Consider the following 18,852-nt stretch of genomic DNA (forward strand, 5'->3'; position numbering starts at 1 on the left):
GTCAGTCACCTTGTCACGCATTATAGAAGGTGCTGGACAGGTAGTGGCGTCTTAGATGCTTAAAAGCGACCATCAGGACGGCAGAAGCGGGTAAAGCGAGCAAAACGCCGACGAAACCGAACAATTGTCCGAAAGCCAATAAGGCAAAGATCACGGCCAGCGGGTTCAGGCCGATGCGCTCGCCCACCAGGCGCGGCGTGAGGAAAAAGCCTTCGATGACCTGGCCGCAGCCATAGATGACGGCCACGGCGATGACGCCGCTCCAGTCGGCAAACTGCAGCAGGGCGGCGATCAGCGCCAGCATCAGGCCCAGGCCGAAGCCCAGATAGGGAATGAACACCAGCAAGCCCGTGATGATGCCCACAGGCAATGCGACTTCAAAACCGGCGATGGCCAGCGCCACCGAGTAATACGTGGCCAGCACCAGCATGACGAGCAGCTGGCCGCGCAGATATTGCGCCAGCAGGGTATCGACTTCCTGCGCCATGCCCACCGTGCGGCCGACCCAGCGTCGCGGCACGGCGCCGGCGATGCGCGCCAGCATCGGATGCCAATCCAGCAACAGATAGAACAGCACCACGGGAATCAGCACCACGGTGGCCAGCCAGCCCAGCACGGCCGTGCCGCCGATACGGGCCGAGGCGAGTACCGTGCTCCAGATTTCATCGCCGCTGGTGGCCATCTGCTGGCTCAGCATGCGTTTGATGCCGGTGCCATCGAGGCGCACGCGGATGCCCAGGTCGCGCAGCTTTGGCGCCAGGAAATCGTTCGCCTTGTTCAGGAATTGCGGGATTTGCGCCTGCAGCAACGGGATTTCCTTTTGCAGCACGGGTACGACGATCAGCACCAGCGCCGTAATGGCGAGGAAAAACAACACTACGACGACCAGCACGGCCAGCGGACGGGGCACGTAAAAATGCTTGTAATGCAGGCGCTGCAACCGGTCGACGCCGGGATTGAGCACGTAGGCGAGGATGGCGGCGGCCAGGAAGGGCGTCAGGATGGGACCGAGGCTGACGAGCAGCAGCAAAAATGCCAGCCAGACCGCGATCCAAAATGCTGTTTGCTTCTGTTCGGCGGTGATGGCGAATGGCATGTGGTTTGTGCTGTTGCGTTAAAAAAAGGCAGTTAATTACGAAATGGCGGGGCAGTTTGATAAAATAGCGACTTGATCGACCGAATTCACCCGCTGGCGTCCTGCCGCACGATGTTGAAAAACATGCTTGCGCGCGCGTGCCGGCGGGTATCCGCCTTCTATTTTACCGCCTCCGCTGCCACCACACCATGAACCAGACTTCTAATGTTTCCCTTTCCTACCGTGACGCTGGCGTCGATATCGACGCAGGCGACGCTTTAGTCGAAGCAATCAAGCCGTTTGCCAAGCGCACCCTGCGCGAAGGCGTGATGGGCGGCCTGGGCGGTTTTGGCGCCATGTTTGAAATCAGCAAGAAGTACAAGGAACCGGTGCTCGTCTCGGGCACCGACGGCGTGGGCACCAAATTGCGCCTGGCGTTCGAACTGAACCGCCATGACACGGTCGGCATCGACCTGGTCGCCATGAGCGTCAACGATATCCTGGTGCAAGGCGCCGAACCGCTGTTCTTCCTCGACTACTTCGCATGCGGCAAGCTGGACGTGGCGATCGCCACCGACGTCATCAAGGGCATCGCCCAGGGTTGCGAACAAGCGGGTTGCGCGCTGATCGGCGGCGAAACGGCGGAAATGCCGAGCATGTACCCGGCCGGCGAATACGACTTGGCAGGTTTTGCCGTCGGCGCCGTGGAAAAATCGAAAATCATCGACGGTACCAAGATCGCCCCGGGCGACGTGGTGCTGGGCCTGGCCTCGTCGGGCGTGCACTCGAACGGTTACTCGCTGGTGCGCAAGATCATCGAAGTGGCGAAACCTGACCTGGAAGGCGACTTCCACGGCCGCAAGCTGGCCGACGTGCTGATGCAGCCGACGCGCATCTACGTCAAGCCGCTGCTGGCGCTGATGGATGCCATGGAAGTCAAGGGCATGGTGCACATCACCGGTGGCGGCCTGGTGGAAAACATTCCGCGCGTGCTGCAGCCTGGCCTGGTGGCCGAGCTGGACTCGAAGGGATGGACCATGCCGCCGCTGTTCACGTGGCTGCAGCAGCACGGCGGCGTGGCTGACGCCGAAATGCACCGCGTCTTCAACTGCGGCATCGGCATGACCGTCATCGTCTCGCAGGAAAACGCGGACGCCGCCATCGCGCAATTGCAGGCGGCCGGCGAAACCGTCTCGCGCATCGGCACCATCCGCGCCCGCGTGGGTGACGAGCATCAAACGATTGTCATCTAAGTCTTAATCGACATAAAAAAGGCAGGCACTCGCAAGAGGCCTGCCTTTTTTTACGTGCCTGCGCCTACCGCGCGTGCGCCGGCTTCATGCGGCCATCCGGCTGCGAACCGCCCCTGCCGATCATGGCCACGCTGACGGCCGAGACGAGGGAGGCGAACAGGATGTAGCCGACGATGTGCCACGGTTCGCCATTGCCCGTTTTCAGCAGGTAGGTGGCGATGATGGGCGTCAGGCCGCTGGCGAAGATGCCGGAGAACTGGTACACGAAGGAGATGCCCGTGTAGCGCACCTTGGCGTCGAACAGGTCGCAGAACAGGGCCGCTTCCGGGCCGTACACGGCCGAATACAGCACGCCCAGCGGGATGATCACGGAACACCACAGCAGCAGCGGATTGTCGGCGTGATGCAGCATGATCCAGAAGGCGGGGATGGCCGACACGCCCGTGATCAATGAACCCCAGAAAAATACCTTGGTGCGGCCGATGCGGTCCGACAGGCGGCCGAAGAAAGGAATGCAGAAGCACATCACGACGGCCGACGCCATCACGCCCATCAGCGCTTCCGTGCGGTCTATCTTGATGGTGTTGGTCAGATAGGTGATGGAAAACACGCCGAAGATGTTGAAGAACACGCCGTCGATATAGCGCGCGCCCATGCCTTTCAAGACGTTGCCGGGATAGCGTTTCAACAGGTCGAAAAACGGAATCTGCGTCTCCGCGTTCTTTTCCTTGACGGCCTGGAATTCCGGCGTTTCCATCACGTTCAGGCGTATCCACATGCCGATGAAGACGAGAGCCGCCGACAGGATGAAGGCCACGCGCCAGCCCCAGGACAGGAACTGCGCGTCCGTCAGGCTGTAGGACAGGATCGCCACCACTCCGGAAGCGAGGCACAGGCCGATGGCCAGGCCGATCTGCGGCAGGCTGGCGTAGAAGCCGCGCTCCTTGGGCGGCGCATATTCATACGCCATCAGCACGGCGCCGCCCCATTCGCCACCGAGGCCGATACCCTGCAGCACGCGCAGGAACAGCAGCAGGCCGGGCGCCCAGTAGCCGATGTGGTCATATGTGGGCAGCACGCCGATCAGGAAAGTGGAGATCCCCATGATCATCAGGGTCATCACCAGCATGCTCTTGCGGCCGATCTTGTCGCCGAAGTGGCCGAAGATCACGCCGCCGATGGGGCGCGACAGAAAGCCCACGGCAAAGGTACCGTAGGCCAGCATGGTCGAGACGAGCGGATCGCCGCCCGGGAAATACAGCTTGCTGAACACGATGCCGGCGACGACGCCGTATAAAAAGAAGTCGTACCACTCGATGGTGGCGCCGATCACGCTGGCCATCACGACTTTCCGTAGCTCTTTGGCCTTTTTCGGATTGTTCGTATTGTTATCCATAATATCTAGTCTCCAATCGATATCGATTATGTGTGTTTTTTTGATGCCTGGCTGCTCGCCAAGTCATTGAGGGACGGGGCCGTCTGCCCGCCGCTGGCATCCTCCCGGGTGAGGTGGCGTGGGGCGCGGACTAGGCAGCCTTGGGCAGCCGCACGGCGTCCGCCAGGATCATGTCGGCCGCTTTTTCGGCGATCATGATGGTGGGCGCGTTCGTATTGCCCGAGACGATTTCCGGCATGATCGACGCGTCGACCACGCGCAGGTTCTGCATGCCGTGCACGCGCAGGCGGTCATCGACGACGGCCATGGCGTCATGTCCCATCTTGCAGGTGCCGCTCGGGTGGTAGATCGACTGGCTGAAGCGCCGCGCCGCGTCCAGCAATTCCGCATCCGTCTCGAACTGCGGGCCGGGCACGAACTCGGAAATGATGTGCGGCGCCAGCGACGGGGCGGCGGCGATTTTTCGCGCCACGCGCAGGGCCGCAATTGCCGTCTGCTGGTCGCGCGGGTCGGACAGATAATTCGGATAGATGCCCGGATAGGCGAGGGGATCGGCGGACTTGATCGACACGTGGCCACGGCTGTGCGGGCGCAGCTGGCACACGGACGACGTAAAGGCGGAAAACGGATGCGCGCCCTCGCCCGGCTTGTCGGCGCTCAGTGGCTGCATGTGGAACTGGATGTCGGGCCGCTCCACCTCGGGCGACGACCTGGTAAACACCGTCACCTGGCTGGCCGCCAAGGTCAAGGGCCCCGAGCGGGAAAACACATACTGCATGCCAACCCACAGCTTGCCCCACAGACTGTTGACTTCATCGTTCAGGGTTTTCAGCCGCGTCTTGAAGACGAGGCGGATTTGCAGATGGTCTTGCAGGTTCTGTCCCACGCCGGGCAAGTCGTGCACCAGCGGCACGCCCACTTCCTCGAGCAGGGCGCGTGGGCCTACTCCCGAGCATTGCAGGATCTGCGGCGAGCCGATGGCGCCCGCGCAGAGTATCACTTCGCCGCTGGCGCGCGCCTGGCGCAGCTGGCCATCCTGGCGGAATTCGATGCCGACGGCGCGCTTGCCCTCGAACAGCACGCGCGTGATTTGCGCGCGCACTTCCACGCGCAGGTTGGCGCGCTTGCGGGCAGGCCGCAAAAAGGCCTTGGCGGTGCTCCAGCGCAAGCCCTTGCTGGCCGTCTGCTGGAAATAGCCGACGCCTTCCTGTGTGGCGCCGTTGTAGTCGGCATTGAAGGGAATGCCGCTTTCCGTGGCGCCAGCAATAAAGTGTTCCGCGATGGGACGGCGCAGCCGCAAGTCCGACACTTTCAAGGGGCCACCCACGCCGTGGTAATCGCTGGCGCCCCGTTCCTGGTCTTCCGATTTCTTGAAATAAGGCAAGATGTCGGCATAGCTCCAGCCTGCATTGCCCAGTTCGGCCCAGCGGTCGTAATCTTCCTTCTGCCCCCGCACGTACAGCAGGCCGTTGAGCGAACTGGAGCCGCCCAAGACCTTGCCGCGCGGCCATTGCAGCTGGCGTCCGGCGATGCCGGCGTCCGCCTCCGTGCGGTAGCACCAGTCCAGCCTGGGATCGTGCATGGTCTTGAAATAGCCGACCGGCACGTGTATCCACGGATTGTTGTCCTTGCCGCCTGCTTCCAGCAGCAATACCTGATTGTTGCTGTCGTGCGACAGGCGGTTGGCCAGCACGCAGCCGGCGGAACCGGCGCCGACCACGATGTAATCGTAGTGTGTTTGCAACATTACTCTTGTCTCCTGCGTTGCGGTATCTCAGCCGCCTCGATGGGCGTTTTTTGCGATACACTGGTCTTTATTGATTATTTTTGGAACGTCTGGTTCCATTTATAAAAGACGTGCAGCGCCGGGACAAGCGGAAACAGCCGCATACGCGAGAGGTGAAACAGAACATGCATGATGCGTTTCAAAAACGGCAGGCCGAGGCCGAAGAAGACAGCTCGGCGGGTGGCGCGGTAGCTGCCAGCACGGCGGCCAGCCATGGCGACGAGGCGCGGGGCTTGCGCGTGCTGCGCCTGATCGAGCACCTGGCCAGCGCCAGCCAGCCATTGACCTTGTCGCAGCTGGCCGCGCGCATGCAGGTGCCCAAGGCCAGCATGATGCGGCTGCTCGATACCCTGGAACAACATGGCTATGTGCTGCGCACGCCCGTGGGACGCGGCTACGTGCCCGGTGCCGCTTCCACCAACCTGGCGCTGGCCACCCTGCGCAACAATGCCCTGATCCGCGTGAGCCGCAGCATCCTGGGAAGTCTGGTGGCGGTCACGGGCGAGACGTGCAATCTGGCTATTCCCGAGGGTAATGCGATCGTCTATGTCGACCGCGTGGAAACGCAGGAACCGCTGCGTCTGCACCTGGTGTTGGGCAGCCGGGCGCCCATGCATTGCACGGCGAGTGGGAAACTATTCCTGGCGCATATGAATTTGCTGGAAAGGCGCGAGTTGCTGGCCATGCTGACCCTGCAGGCGCGCACGCCGAAAAGCATCACGGATCCCGTGCTGCTGGAACGCGAGATTGTGCGCATCGCCCGCCTGGGCATCGGCATCGACGACGAGGAATTCGTGCACGGCATGGTGGCCGTGGCCGTGCCCATCTGCGCGGCCGACGGGCGCATCGTGGCGGCCGTCGCCTGCCACGCGCCCGTGGCGAGAAAGTCCGTGGAGCAGCTGATGCAGCATGTGCCCCAGCTCAAGGAGGCGGCCGTCAAGCTGCGGCCGCTATTGCTGGCGGAAAACAGCTAGGGTTTCAAGACCTTGGCCACTTTCGCCGCGCGCAGGCGGAACGCATCGGGCATGCCCGAGCCCAGCAGCGGGCGCAGATACAGGCGGAACGCATCCGTCACGTCCGTGCCGCTGGCGCTGATGAATTCGTCTTCCATGGTGCGCGTCTTGCCTGCTACCTCGGTGAGCGGCAGCAATTCATAATCGACGGAATAAAAGCCCGTGCGCTTGATGGCGACGGAACCATCGCGGTCGCCCCACATGGCGAACTGCACCGCCTTCTCGCCCACTTCGCGGGCTTCGCGCTGGTCGACGTCGGAGACGCAGCCGATGAAGGAGCGCTGCAGATAGCCGAAGGTATCGCCGCGCACGCGCTTGATGCCCAGTTTCGCCTTGATCTCGTCGCACAGCAGGTCGGCCAGCGCGCCTGTGCCCGACAATTGCACGTTGCCATGCGCATCGCGCTCCACTTCATTGCCCACCTGTTTGGCCAGCAAGCTGGCGATCGGTTCGCCCGAGGCGTCGTGGATGCCTTCCGAGACGGCGATCACGCAGCGGCCATGTTTTTCATACGTCGCCTTCACGTCGGCAAGAAATTGTTCCAGCACGAAGACGCGCTCGGGCAGATAGATCAGGTGCGGGCCATCGTCGGGAAACTTCTTGCCCAATGCCGAGGCGGCCGTCAGAAATCCCGCGTGGCGGCCCATCACGACGCCCACGTACACGCCGGGCAGGGCCGCGTTATCGAGGTTGGCGCCGGCGAACGCCTGCGCGACGAAACGCGCTGCAGAGGGAAAGCCGGGCGTGTGGTCGCTGCCCACCAGGTCGTTGTCGATGGTTTTCGGGATGTGGATGCAGCGCAGCGGATAGCCGGCCTTGTGCGCTTCCTCGCTGACGATGCGCACCGTGTCGGACGAGTCGTTGCCGCCGATGTAAAAAAAATGTTCGATCTCGTGCGCGCGCAGCACTTCGAAGATTTGCTGGCAGTAGGCAATGTCCGGCTTGTCGCGCGTGGAGCCGAGGGCCGACGAGGGCGTGGCGGCCACCAGTTCCAGGTTATGGCTGGTTTCCTGCGTCAGATCGACGAATTCTTCATTGACGATGCCGCGCACGCCGTGCAGCGCGCCATACACGCGCGTGACATGTTGAAAGCGCCGCGATTCGAGCACCACGCCCACCAGCGACTGGTTGATGACGGCGGTGGGGCCGCCTCCCTGGGCAACAAGAATTTTTCCAGACGGCATGGGATTTCCTCGTAAGTGGAACGGCCCTCCAGCCTACTCCTTTTTTGCCGGGGCGCTGTCTTTTCCAATATTTCTGTCGAGGAATTGTTCCACGCGCTGCCAGAAATCCACGCGCGTGGCCGCCAAGCCCCAACGGTCGCCTTCGTCGGCGTACAACTGCCAGTCGACGCGGGGATTGTTCTGCTTGAGCTTGTCGCGCAATTGCGTGCCCTGATAGACGGGGACCTTGCTGTCGGCCCCCCCGTAGGCCAACAGCAGGGGCTGCGTCAACTTTTCGGCCTGATACATGGGGGAGTTCGCCTTGAGCAGGGCGGCATCGCGCACGGGATCGCCGATGCGTTGCGGCATGGTGTATTGTCTTGCTTCCTCGCCCATCCGGTGATCGACGCTCCAGTGCTGCGTAAACATTTTCGGCAAGTCGGTGATGCCGCCCCAGCTCACGCCGCAACGGAACAGGTCGCCATCCTTGATCAAGCCCATCAGGGCGGCATACCCGCCATAGGCGCCGCCGCCGACGATGCAGATGCGCTGAGGATCGGCAATGCCTTGTGCGATGGCCCAGCGTGCGCCGTCGGCCAGGTCATCCTGCATGGCCAGACCCCATTGTTTCCAGCCTGCTCGCAAATACTGGTCGCCACGGCCGCCGCTGCCGCGAAATTCGACTTGCAGCACGGCATAGCCGCGCGAAGCGAGAAATTGCCGCTCGCTCATCCAGTACCACAGGCTGCCACGTTCTGCTGGCGCACTGCGCACGAGTAGCAGCATCGGCAGTTTCTTGCCGCCCCCCTTGGGCAAGGTCAGCCAGGCAGGAATCTCCATGCCGTCGCGCGCTCGATATTGCATCAGATCGGTTTGCGCCATGTGCTCAGCATCGATGGCGGGACGGGCGCTGCCGATCTTTTGCAATTGCCGGGTTTGCTTGTTGTAGAGCAGGAAGGCGCTGGGCTGGCGGTCCGAATATGCCGTCACGATGAGCTGCGGGCTGTCTGCCCTGGCGCTGCGTGAGATGAGATTAATGGTTGCCGGCAATTGCGCGTCGATGTCTTGCTGCACCGCCTTCCAGTCGGCGCTGAACCATTCGGTGGTGGTGGCATCATTGGTGTAGTAGACACCCAGCAGGCGTTTCTGGTCCGTGAGGATGCCGCCGTCGAAATCATAGCCAGCCAGCGTCACCAGCGGCTTGCCCGTGACGCGGCCAGCCGCCAGGTCATAGGCATACAGGGTGCGCTTGTCGGCGCCGTTGCGGCTGCTGACATACAAGGTGCCATCGGGACCGAATTCCAGCGGCGTAATGGCGTGAGGTTCGCTGTCGTAGGCATCCTGGCTGGCGATGGCACGCCAGCGTTGCTCACCCTGTTCAAGGTAGTAGAACGTCTTGCGCCGGCCCTCGACAGCCGTAGCCAGGCGTGGTTTGCCGTGCTGGTCGAGCAGCCAGTGAAGCACGCCTTTGGCGGGGGGCGCCACTTTTTCCCATTGCTGGGTAGTGGTATCGAGGCGCAGCAAATCGAATTGTCCGACCCTCGCCGTATTCTCATTGAGCTCCTTGAACACGACGGCTTTCTGGACATAAATGACATCGGAATCCTGGGTACCGGACTGGTCCAGCAGATACACGGAGGACGGTAACTTCCTGGACGCGAAGCGCGGGTCATCCGGGATATCATCCATGGAAGCCAATTGGCGGTAATTGCTGCCATCGCGGTCGACGGCGAACATGCCCGGCGCATATTTGCGCTGGCCATCGGCCACATGCGAGTCCCTGGTATCGAATACCAGCCGCTTGGCATTGACCCATTCCACATTGGCAATGTCGCGGTCGCTGAAGCTGGCAACGACCTTGGCCGACTGGCTCGCCACATCGAGCACGGCCAAGCGCCGGCGCCGGCTGTCGCCCATCAGCAAGATGGCGACTGCGTTGCCGTCGGGCGACAGCGTGACACTGCTGATCTGATCTTCGTCGAAGAAGGCGGCGGCGCCGATGCTTGACGGAGCGACAGCCGAGGTGCTGGCGGCTGCCGTTTGGGCGGGTGCCGGCGGCGATACGATGGCCAGCAACAGGCAGGCCATCGCGGCGCGGGCGAGTGCTGCACGGTGGGCCAAAGTGAGGTTGCTGGGTGTCATTCCGCCTCCAAGAAATAGTAAATAAGATATCTATTTATGCACTATTTCTTGAAGGTATCATTGTTTGTACGTTTCAACCAGCAAGGTGCTATTCCGGCGCCCGGATATGCTCGACCAGCCCCGTGCTGCGGCGTCCCGGCGCCGGTGTCAGCCAGCTGACCAGCACGGCGGCGGCCAGGCCGGCCGGCACGCCGAAGATGCCGGCGGAGATGGGGGCGATATGAAACCATTGACCGCTGGCATTACCGCCCAACATGGTGCTGGTGTGCAGCATGTAATACAGGCATACGCCAAAGCCCGTCAGCATGCCGGCCAGCGCGCCCTGGTAGTTGGCGCGTTTCCAGAACACGCCCAGTACCAGCGGCGGGAACAGGGTCGAGGCGGCCAGGGAAAACGCCACGCCCACCAGCGACAAAATGTCCGCCGGCTTTTGCGAGGCCGCATAAGCGGCGATGAAGGCCACGGCCAGCAGCAGCAATTTTGAAATCGTCACGCGCTTTTGCGTCGAGGCGCTGGGATCGACCACCTTGTAATAGATGTCGTGCGACAGGGCATTTGAAATGGCCAGCAGCAAGCCATCGGCCGTTGACAGGGCCGCAGCCAGGCCGCCGGCCGCCACCAGGCCGGAAATGACGTAAGGCAGGCCGGCGATCTCGGGCGTGGCCAGCACCAGCACGTCGGCATCGATGGATATTTCCGCCAGTTGCACGATGCCGTCGCGGTTGACGTCGACGATGCTGATCAGGGGACTGAGCTTGTCCACGTTGGCCCAGTACGACACCCAGGTGGGCAGGTTCGCGTATTGCGTGCCCACGAGAGCCGAGTAAATATCGTACTTGACCAGCACGGCCAGCGCGGGAATCGTGAGGTAGATCAACAAGATGAAGAACAGGGTCCAGAAGACGGAGACGCGCGTCTCGTGCACGGACGGCGTGGTGTAGGATCGCATGAGGATATGCGGCAGGGCGGCCGTGCCCAGCATCATGCAAAACACAAGGGCCAGGAAATTGTTGCGCTTGATGTCGGACTGCTCCCGGTCGGCGGCGGGAAATGGCTGTGCGTGCGGAATGATCGGCTCGGCGCGCTTCTGGTTGTGCGCCTGCGCGGCCTGCCACAGCGCGCGCGCTTCATCGGGACTTTTCGGATAGGCGATCAGGTAGCGCTCCGCATTGCGGATGTCGAACAGCGAGGCATTGCGCTGGCGCAAACTGTCGAGCTGGCGCTGGGCCGTCAGACGGCCTTGTTCCCAGGAGGCGGGCAAGCCGTCGATGCGCGCCTGGTAGCTGATGGCGCGCTGGCGGAAGATGGCACGCACCTCGTTTTCTTTCGGATCCGTTTCCAGCACGTGTTCGCGCGCGCTCAGTTGCGGCAACACCTTGCCGTAGGCGATCTGCGGCACGGGATTGTCAGCATGCTTGACCGACAGCCACATGGCGGGAATCAGGAAGGCGACGAGGATGATGATGTATTGCGCCACCTGCGTCCAGGTGATGGCGCGCATGCCGCCGAGAAAGGAGCAGACGAGGATGCTGGCCAGGCCCAGGAAGATGCCGACGGAAAAATCCACCCCCGTGAAGCGCGAGGCGATCAGGCCGACGGCGTAGATCTGCGCCACCACATATGTAAACGAGACGATGATGGTGGCGGCCACGGCCACCACGCGCACGCTGGCGCCCCGTTTGTCGGTACCGCTGCCATAGCGGGCGGCGAGGAAATCGGGAATCGTGTACTGGCTGAACTTGCGCAGGTAGGGGGCGATCAATAGCGCCACCAGGCAATAGCCGCCCGTCCAGCCCATGATGAAGGCCAGGCCGTCAAAGCCGTTCAGGTACAGGCCGCCGGCCAGGCTGATGAAGCTGGCCGCCGAAATCCAGTCGGCGGCAGTGGCCATGCCGTTGAACATGGCCGGTACCCTGCGCCCCGCCACATAGTATTCGGTGACGTTCGAGGTGCGGCTGATGACGCCGATGGTGGCGTACAGGGTAATGGTGACGAGCATGAACAGGTAGCCGATCCATGCGCGCGGCATGCCTTCCTGTTCCAGCACCGACAGGGCCAGCAGGAAGGCGGCAAAACCGGCCGTAAACAGCAAATAGTAGCGGCACAGGCGCGCAAAGAAGCTGCGCTGGTCGCTCATGCGTGCTCCTCTGCATGAAAAGCCCGGTCGAGGCGCTGCATGCGCCAGGCATAGAACGCGATGATGGCCAGGTACACCAGCGAGGCGCCCTGGGCCGCCATATAGAAGGGCAGCGGCCAGCCGAACAGATTTAAATGCAACAGTTCGCGCGCATAAAACACGGTCAGGAAGCCCGTCAGCAGCCAGACCAACAGCAGGATGGCCGTCAGGCGCCGCGTCTTGCGCCAGTGGATATCGCGGCGCGACTGCAGCTCGGAGTTGGGCGTGCGCAACGGCACTGCGGGAAGGCTGGGCTTATCCATACGTGACCTCATCCTCTTCTGGCGCGTCCGGCAACAGCAGGGCGATGCTCAGGCGCAGCAGGGTGCCGGGCAGCTTCGGCGAGTGCGCGCGCGGATTGTTAAAAATATCGACTTCGGCGCCATGCTGCTGGGCAATTTCGCGCACGATGGCCAGGCCCAGGCCGCTACCGTCGACATTGCTGCCGAGAATGCGATAAAAGCGTTCAAAGACGTGGGCCCGCTCGGCCTGCGGTATGCCGGGGCCCGTATCTTCCACTTCCAGGATGGCCAGTTCCAGGGTGCTGCGCACGCGCACCGTGACGCTGCCGCCCGACGGCGTGTAGCGCAGGGCATTGTCGATCAGGTTGCTCAGCAGCTCGCGCAGCATCATGGCATTGCCGGAAATCATGATCGCATAGGCGGGCTGCTCGAAGCCCAGGTCGATATGCTGGGCAAACGAGGCTTGCACCCAGTCCTGCACCACGCCGCGCGCCAGTTCGCTCAGCTCGATCGGTTCGAACGCCGTGCCCGCCTGAGGCTGGTTTTCCGCGCGCGCCAGGGCCAGCAGCTGGTTGACCAGGCGCGTGGCCGCTTCCGAACTTTTCGCCAGTTGCAGCAGCGAGCGGTGGATCTCGTCGTGGTCGGTCTGGCGCAGCGCCAGCTCGGATTGCATGCGCATGCCGGCCAGCGGCGTTTTCATCTGGTGCGCGGCATCGGCGATGAAGCGCTTCTGCATGTCGATCGACAACGACAGGCGTGCCAGCATCTCGTTGAGCGAACCGACCAGCGGCGTGATTTCCTCTGGCACCTGGCCCGATTCGATGGGCGATAAATCGTCGGGCGGCCGGGCGCGTATGCGTTCCTGCAATTGTGCCAGCGGCGACAGGCCGCGCGCCAGGGCAAACCAGACCAGGGCCAGGATCACGGGCAGGATGATGAACTGCGGCAAGATCACGCCCTTGATGATTTCATTGGCCAGCTGGGCGCGTTTTTCCAGGGTTTCCGCCACCTGCACCAGCGCGCGCTGCGGCTCGTCGTTGTTGCTGGACGGAATGTCGAGATAGCTGAACGCCACGCGCACGGGCGTGCCATGGATGGTGTCGTTGCGAAACAGCACCATGCCGCTGCGGTATTTGTCGGGGTCCTGCGGCGGCGGCAAATCGCGGTCGCCGTCGAGGTATTCGCCGCGCGGACCCACCACCAGATAATACAGGGTGTCGATATCGTCGCCGCGCAGGAAGTCGCGGCCCTTGGTGTTACTGTTCTTTTCCGGCACGCGGCGCAGCATGGCGCCATCGGCTTGCTTGACCTGCTGCGTGAGCACGGTCACGCTGTCTTCCAGCGCATGGTCGAACGGCTGATTGGCGATGCCCTTGGCCACCAGATAGGTGATGGCGATGCTCATCGGCCACAGCAGCAGCAAGGGCGCCAGCATCCAGTCGAGGATTTCGCCAAACAGCGAATGCTCGATGGTGTCGTCCTGCTCCGTGGTGGGCGCCTCGAACCAGTCGTCGTCGTCCGCCTCGTCCGATGGCGCCTCGCGCACCTTCACTTGCTGGCGGGTCCGCTGGCCGGGCTTGCTGATTCGCCCGCTTCGGCGTTCAGGCGCGCCGCTTCCGAGTATTTTTCCAGGCAATAGCCGAGGCCGCGCACGGTGGCGATGCGCACGCCGCCCACCTCGATCTTCTTGCGCAGGCGGTGGACATACACTTCGATGGCGTTGTTCGACACTTCTTCGCCCCATTCGCACAGGTGGTCGACCAGCTGTTCTTTCGAGACGAGGCGGCCGGTGCGGCCCAGCAGGATTTCCAGCAAGCCCAGTTCGCGCGCCGACAGGTCGAGCATCTGGTCGTTGATGTAGGCGCTGCGCCCCACCTGGTCATAGCTGAGGGGGCCGTGCTTGATGATGGTGGCGCCGCCGCCGGCGCCGCGGCGCGTCAGGGCGCGCACTCTTGCCTCCAGTTCCGACAAGGCGAACGGCTTGGCCATATAATCATCGGCACCGAGGTCGAGGCCATTCACGCGCTGCTCGATGGAATCGGCGGCCGTCAGGATCAGCACCGGCAGCAGCGAGGCGCGCGCGCGCAGGCGGCGCAGCACTTCCAGGCCGGACATCTTGGGCAGGCCCAGGTCGAGGATCAGCAAGTCGAATTCCTGGGTGGAGAGGGCCGTATCGGCCTCCTGGCCCGTCTTGACGTAGTCGATCGCATAACCGGACTGGCGCAGCGAGCGGGTCAGGCCATCGGCCAGCACGCTGTCATCTTCGGCAAGTAAAATACGCATGGTGCACTTCCTATGCTTGCGGCGGTAGAAGTTTGTATTGTGTTTCATTTTCCGCAAGGTGGCGAGTTTTTGTGAGAAACCAGGCTTGTATTGATCTGTTTCAAAACAAATCCACGTTCCGCTTGCATTGATCACTGTTTTTTTATACAGTACTGTCTGTGTAAAGAATTTAACCCACTGGCGCTATCGCAGGCTGCAGGATTCACGTGAATCTGCAACTGTAGAACGGCTGAAAGAACATATGGACGATAAAAAAGCTGTAGTACCCGCATCGGAAAAAGCCAAGGCGCTCGCCGCCGCACTGGCGCAGATCGAGAAGCAGTTTGGCAAAGGTTCGGTCATGCGCATGGATGCCAGCGCAGCGATCGAAGAAGTGCAAGTCGTGTCGACCGGTTCGCTCGGCCTCGATATCGCGCTGGGCGTGGGCGGTTTGCCGCGTGGCCGCGTGGTGGAAATCTACGGTCCGGAATCGTCGGGTAAAACCACGCTGACCCTGCAAACCATCGCTGAGATGCAAAAACTGGGCGGCACCTGCGCCTTTATCGATGCCGAGCACGCGCTCGATGTCGGTTACGCGCAAAAGCTGGGCGTGAACCTGCATGAATTGCTGATCTCGCAACCGGATACGGGCGAGCAGGCGCTGGAAATCTGCGACGCCCTCGTGCGTTCGGGCAGCGTCGACCTCGTCGTCATCGACTCCGTGGCCGCACTGACGCCACGCGCCGAGATCGAAGGCGATATGGGCGATTCCCTGCCAGGCTTGCAAGCGCGCCTGATGTCGCAAGCCCTGCGCAAGCTGACCGGCTCCATCAATCGCACGAATACCCTGGTCATCTTCATCAACCAGATCCGCATGAAGATCGGCGTGATGTTCGGCAGCCCGGAAACGACCACCGGCGGCAATGCGCTGAAATTCTACGCTTCCGTGCGCCTGGATATCCGCCGCACCGGCTCGATCAAGTCCGGCGATGAAGTGATCGGCAACGAAACCAAGGTCAAGGTCGTCAAGAACAAGATCGCGCCACCGTTCAAGGAAGCGCACTTCGACATCCTGTACGGCGCCGGCACCTCGCGCGAAGGCGAAATCCTGGACCTGGGCTCGGATGCCAAGATCGTGGAAAAATCCGGTTCGTGGTACAGCTACAACGGCGAACGCATCGGCCAGGGCAAGGACAACGCCCGCGCCTTCCTGCAAGAGCGTCCGGCGCTGGCCCGCGAAATCGAAAACAAGGTCCGCGCTTCACTGGGCGTGCGCGAACTGCCACCGCTGGCCGCTGAAAAACCGGAAAAAGCGGATAAAGCCGCCGACAAGGCTGCCAAGGCTGCGGAAGCCAAGGCAGAGTAGGTCGGATTAGCGCGGCAAAGCCGCGCGTAATCCGACAACACCACAGACGTCAACAATGTTGTCGGATCAGACGCCAACAATGTTGTCGGATTACGGCCCAAGGGGCCTAATCCGACCTACGCGCGGCTCGCCGCATAGTATGACCACGATCGCCGTCCCGCGCTGTTGCGCCGGGCGGCGATTGTGTTTGGATGGCTTGATCGTGGAATGAAAGACAAGGTGGGTGTATGGCCGCAGTACAACTAAGCCTGAAGGGCAGGGCGTTACGTTTTTTGTCGATGCGCGAACACAGCCGCATGGAATTGCGGCGCAAGCTGCAGCGCCATGCGCAGGAGGGCGATGATGTGGAAGCCTTGCTCGACAGCCTGGAGCAGGCGAACTGGCTATCGCAGGAGCGCTTTTCCGAGTCGCTGATCCACCGCCGCTCGGCCCGTTTCGGCAATAGCCGCATCATGGCGGAATTGCAAAGCCATGGCATCGGTGGCGAGGCGCTGCAGGAACTCAAGGCGGGCCTGGCCGAAGGGGAGGTTGCGCGTGCCTGCGAGGTGTGGCGCCGCAAATTTGGCGAGGTGGCGCAGGATGCCGAGCAGCGCAACAAGCAGATGCGCTTCCTGATGCAGCGCGGTTTTTCCCAGCGTGCCGTGCAGGTGGCCTTGAAGGGGCTGGAGCCCGAGGACGACTAGGTGCGCGCCGCTGACCGTCCAGCTGGCCCCGGTCTCGCTGTGTTCGATCTGCAACAGTTCATGGCTGCCCTGTACCTTGCTTGTCAGGCAAGCTCGCTCCAGATCATTGTTTTACTGGTAAGTTCACTTTCCTTGCCATCCGCCTGGCAATCGGATGGCATATTGTTGCGCTGCATGGGGCCGGGCTTGGCCGCGCTGCTGTCGGCTGGGCCGGCGCGGCAATCTGAGGTATGTCGCGGCATCCATCGGCCATATCTATCATCACCATCCGTGATAATGGTGTCAATTTCCATGTGTATTCTTTATGCTTTGAAATGTTTTTATCGAAGCAATGAAAAATTATGTTGCGGCGCAACCAGCGCCCAGTGTGCTACACTTTTAGGGTTTTTGCGGCGCCGCAGGTGCGGTTGCTGTTCGTAGAAGCTGCGAACAGAGTGCTTTAGGCACATGGCTGCTTACTAAATTATGGCCGCGCAAGCGGCATCGGTCTTATGCCCCTGTCAACTCCCGTATCCCGGCGCGCCCTACGGCACTCCCGTGTTATCGACGTCCAAGCGTATGTGCGCGACGACGGCCTGTGGGATATTGACGCCCATATCACCGATATCAAAAGCTATGACGCGACCCTGGCCTCCGGCCCCCGTCCCGCCGGCGCCCCTCTGCATGACCTCCATTTACGTATTACCGTCGATCGCGAACTGACCATTGTCGAGGCCGAAGCTGCCTCCGATGCCGTACCCTATCCCGGTTTTTGCGATACCATCGGCCCCGCTTACAGGGCGCTGATCGGTCTGAATTTATTGAAGAATTTCCGCCGCGACTTGAAACAGCGCCTGGCGGGAATCGCCGGCTGTACCCATTTGACCGAACTGGCGCAAGTCTTGCCGACTGCGACGGTTCAGGCATTTGCCGGCGATGTCTGGTCGACCCGCGACGGTGCGAATGCTGACTTATCGCATGAAAAGCCGTTTCAACTCGACAAATGCCACGCCCTGCGCACGGATGGCGGGGCAGTTGCACAGTATTACCCGCGCTGGGTAGCCAAGCCGTGACCCCGGCGCTTTCCTGTTTTTTTTGCACCACTAACCGTATTTTTACACATCAGTATCAGAAGGGAAGCCAGCATGAAAATCCATGAGTATCAAGCCAAAGAAATCCTCCGGCAATTCGGAGTGACGGTACCACGCGGTATTCCGTGCATGTCCGTCGAAGAAGCCGTCAAGGCTGCGGAAACCCTGGGCGGCCCGGTGTGGGTTGTCAAGGCGCAGATCCACGCAGGTGGCCGCGGCAAGGGCGGCGGCGTGAAAGTGGCAAAATCGATGGAACAGGTCAAGGAATACGCTGACCAGATCATGGGCATGCAGCTGATCACGCATCAGACCAGCGCCGAAGGCCAGAAAGTCAACCGCCTGCTGGTGGAAGAAGGCGCCGACATCAAACAGGAACTGTACGTTTCGCTGGTCACCGACCGCGTCACCCAGAAAATCGTCCTGATGGCATCGTCCGAAGGCGGCATGGACATCGAAGAAGTGGCCGAGAGCCACCCAGAGAAGATCCACCACGTCACCATCGAGCCGAGCGTTGGCCTGACCGATGCCCAGGCAGACGACATCGCGACCAAAATCGGCGTGCCTGCCGGTTCCATCGTCGACGCCCGCGTCAACCTGCAAGGCCTGTACAAGGCATACTGGGAAACCGATTGCTCGCTGGCCGAAATCAATCCGCTGATCGTCACCGGCAGCGGCAAGGTCATCGCTCTGGACGCCAAGTTCAACTTTGACCCGAACGCCCTGTTCCGTCATCCGGAAATCATCGCCCTGCGCGACCTGGACGAAGAAGATCCAGCTGAAATCGAAGCGTCGAAATTCGACCTGGCCTACATCTCGCTCGACGGCAACATCGGTTGCCTGGTGAACGGCGCCGGCCTGGCCATGGCCACCATGGACACGATCAAACTGTTCGGCGGCGAGCCAGCCAACTTCCTGGACGTCGGCGGCGGCGCCACGGCAGAAAAAGTGACCGAAGCGTTCAAGATCATGCTGAAAAACCCAGGCCTGAAAGCCATCCTGGTGAACATTTTCGGCGGCATCATGCGTTGCGACGTGATCGCTGAAGGCGTTATCGCCGCAGTGAAAGCCGTCTCGCTGAACGTGCCACTGGTCGTGCGCATGAAGGGCACCAACGAAGACCTGGGCAAAAAGATGCTGGCCGATTCCGGTCTGCCTATCATCGCAGCCGACACCATGGAAGATGCAGCCAAGAGCGTCGTTGCCGCTGCTGCCGGTCAAGCTTAAT

The 18,852-nt window shown here is 61.8% G+C and carries 16 protein-coding genes; 6 read left to right on the plus strand and 10 right to left on the minus strand.

The features are described from left to right. Positions 1-13: 13 nt before the first annotated feature. Positions 14-1,096, minus strand: coding sequence for an AI-2E family transporter (locus BLT98_RS10275; RefSeq protein ID WP_034788685.1), 1,083 nt, complete (start codon positions 1,094-1,096; stop codon positions 14-16). A 188-nt stretch (positions 1,097-1,284) separates the two neighbouring features. On the opposite strand from BLT98_RS10275, the gene purM reads away from it, so the two are divergent. Then, positions 1,285-2,328: a phosphoribosylformylglycinamidine cyclo-ligase gene (purM, locus tag BLT98_RS10280; RefSeq protein WP_092607423.1), complete on the plus strand. Its 1,044-nt coding sequence runs from the start codon at positions 1,285-1,287 to the stop codon at positions 2,326-2,328. A gap of 64 nt (positions 2,329-2,392) precedes the next feature. On the opposite strand, the gene BLT98_RS10285 is transcribed toward purM, so the two are convergent. Both BLT98_RS10285 and BLT98_RS10290 read right to left on the minus strand, forming a co-directional pair. Continuing rightward, positions 2,393-3,724: an MFS transporter gene (locus tag BLT98_RS10285; RefSeq protein ID WP_034788673.1), complete on the minus strand. Its 1,332-nt coding sequence runs from the start codon at positions 3,722-3,724 to the stop codon at positions 2,393-2,395. 130 nt (positions 3,725-3,854) lie between these two features. Further along, entirely contained in the window at positions 3,855-5,471 is a 1,617-nt protein-coding gene (locus BLT98_RS10290; RefSeq protein WP_034788671.1) for a GMC family oxidoreductase, read from the minus strand. A gap of 164 nt (positions 5,472-5,635) precedes the next feature. Here BLT98_RS10290 and BLT98_RS10295 point away from each other — a divergent pair, with 164 nt between their 5' ends. Continuing rightward, positions 5,636-6,484 carry an IclR family transcriptional regulator gene (locus BLT98_RS10295; protein WP_092607425.1) on the plus strand — a complete coding sequence of 283 codons (849 nt, stop codon included), beginning with the start codon at positions 5,636-5,638 and terminating at the stop codon, positions 6,482-6,484. Here the strand turns inward: BLT98_RS10295 and BLT98_RS10300 are convergent. The 6 genes from BLT98_RS10300 to BLT98_RS10325 all read right to left on the minus strand — a co-directional run bounded on the left by BLT98_RS10300 (position 6,481) and on the right by BLT98_RS10325 (position 14,529). Next, the gene (locus BLT98_RS10300; protein WP_034788665.1) at positions 6,481-7,707 is read right to left on the minus strand and encodes a 6-phosphofructokinase; all 1,227 of its coding nucleotides are present in this window, start codon (positions 7,705-7,707) and stop codon (positions 6,481-6,483) included. The two genes, BLT98_RS10295 and BLT98_RS10300, sit on opposite strands and share 4 nt — an antisense overlap. A 33-nt stretch (positions 7,708-7,740) precedes the next feature. After that, complete coding sequence (locus BLT98_RS10305) at positions 7,741-9,828, minus strand: alpha/beta hydrolase family protein (RefSeq protein ID WP_092607429.1); 2,088 nt, start codon at positions 9,826-9,828, stop codon at positions 7,741-7,743. Between the two features lie 88 nt (positions 9,829-9,916). After that, on the minus strand, positions 9,917-11,965 hold the full coding sequence (locus tag BLT98_RS10310; RefSeq protein ID WP_070281689.1) for a sodium:solute symporter family protein: 2,049 nt from the start codon (positions 11,963-11,965) through the stop codon (positions 9,917-9,919). Further along, positions 11,962-12,267 carry a DUF4212 domain-containing protein gene (locus BLT98_RS10315; RefSeq protein WP_070254659.1) on the minus strand — a complete coding sequence of 102 codons (306 nt, stop codon included), beginning with the start codon at positions 12,265-12,267 and terminating at the stop codon, positions 11,962-11,964. Before BLT98_RS10315 ends, BLT98_RS10310 begins: the two co-directional genes overlap by 4 nt. After that, the gene (locus tag BLT98_RS10320; RefSeq protein ID WP_244517457.1) at positions 12,260-13,798 is read right to left on the minus strand and encodes a sensor histidine kinase; all 1,539 of its coding nucleotides are present in this window, start codon (positions 13,796-13,798) and stop codon (positions 12,260-12,262) included. Before BLT98_RS10320 ends, BLT98_RS10315 begins: the two co-directional genes overlap by 8 nt. Beyond that, a complete protein-coding gene (locus BLT98_RS10325; protein WP_034746066.1) occupies positions 13,795-14,529 on the minus strand; it encodes a response regulator in 735 nt (244 codons plus the stop codon). The genes BLT98_RS10320 and BLT98_RS10325 overlap by 4 nt, the downstream gene beginning before the upstream one ends. A 241-nt stretch (positions 14,530-14,770) precedes the next feature. Here BLT98_RS10325 and recA point away from each other — a divergent pair, with 241 nt between their 5' ends. Together recA and recX are read left to right on the plus strand one after the other, a co-directional pair. Next, positions 14,771-15,874, plus strand: a complete 1,104-nt coding sequence (recA, locus tag BLT98_RS10330) for a recombinase RecA (RefSeq protein WP_034788660.1) — start codon at positions 14,771-14,773, stop codon at positions 15,872-15,874. Between the two features lie 227 nt (positions 15,875-16,101). After that, positions 16,102-16,557: a recombination regulator RecX gene (gene recX, locus BLT98_RS10335; protein WP_070254658.1), complete on the plus strand. Its 456-nt coding sequence runs from the start codon at positions 16,102-16,104 to the stop codon at positions 16,555-16,557. A gap of 83 nt (positions 16,558-16,640) precedes the next feature. Here the strand turns inward: recX and BLT98_RS28750 are convergent, their stop codons facing one another. Beyond that, complete coding sequence (locus BLT98_RS28750) at positions 16,641-16,850, minus strand: hypothetical protein (protein ID WP_139179202.1); 210 nt, start codon at positions 16,848-16,850, stop codon at positions 16,641-16,643. 198 nt (positions 16,851-17,048) lie between these two features. On the opposite strand from BLT98_RS28750, the gene BLT98_RS10340 reads away from it, so the two are divergent. Both BLT98_RS10340 and sucC read left to right on the plus strand, forming a co-directional pair. Further along, the gene (locus BLT98_RS10340; protein WP_070254657.1) at positions 17,049-17,609 is read left to right on the plus strand and encodes a DUF2889 domain-containing protein; all 561 of its coding nucleotides are present in this window, start codon (positions 17,049-17,051) and stop codon (positions 17,607-17,609) included. Positions 17,610-17,681: 72 nt separating this feature from the next. Then, entirely contained in the window at positions 17,682-18,851 is a 1,170-nt protein-coding gene (gene sucC / locus BLT98_RS10345) for an ADP-forming succinate--CoA ligase subunit beta (RefSeq protein WP_034788653.1), read from the plus strand. Position 18,852: the final 1 nt, after the last annotated feature.

Source organism: Janthinobacterium sp. YR213 (assembly GCF_900099875.1).
In the GTDB taxonomy this organism is placed as follows: Bacteria; Pseudomonadota; Gammaproteobacteria; order Burkholderiales; family Burkholderiaceae_D; genus Janthinobacterium; species Janthinobacterium lividum.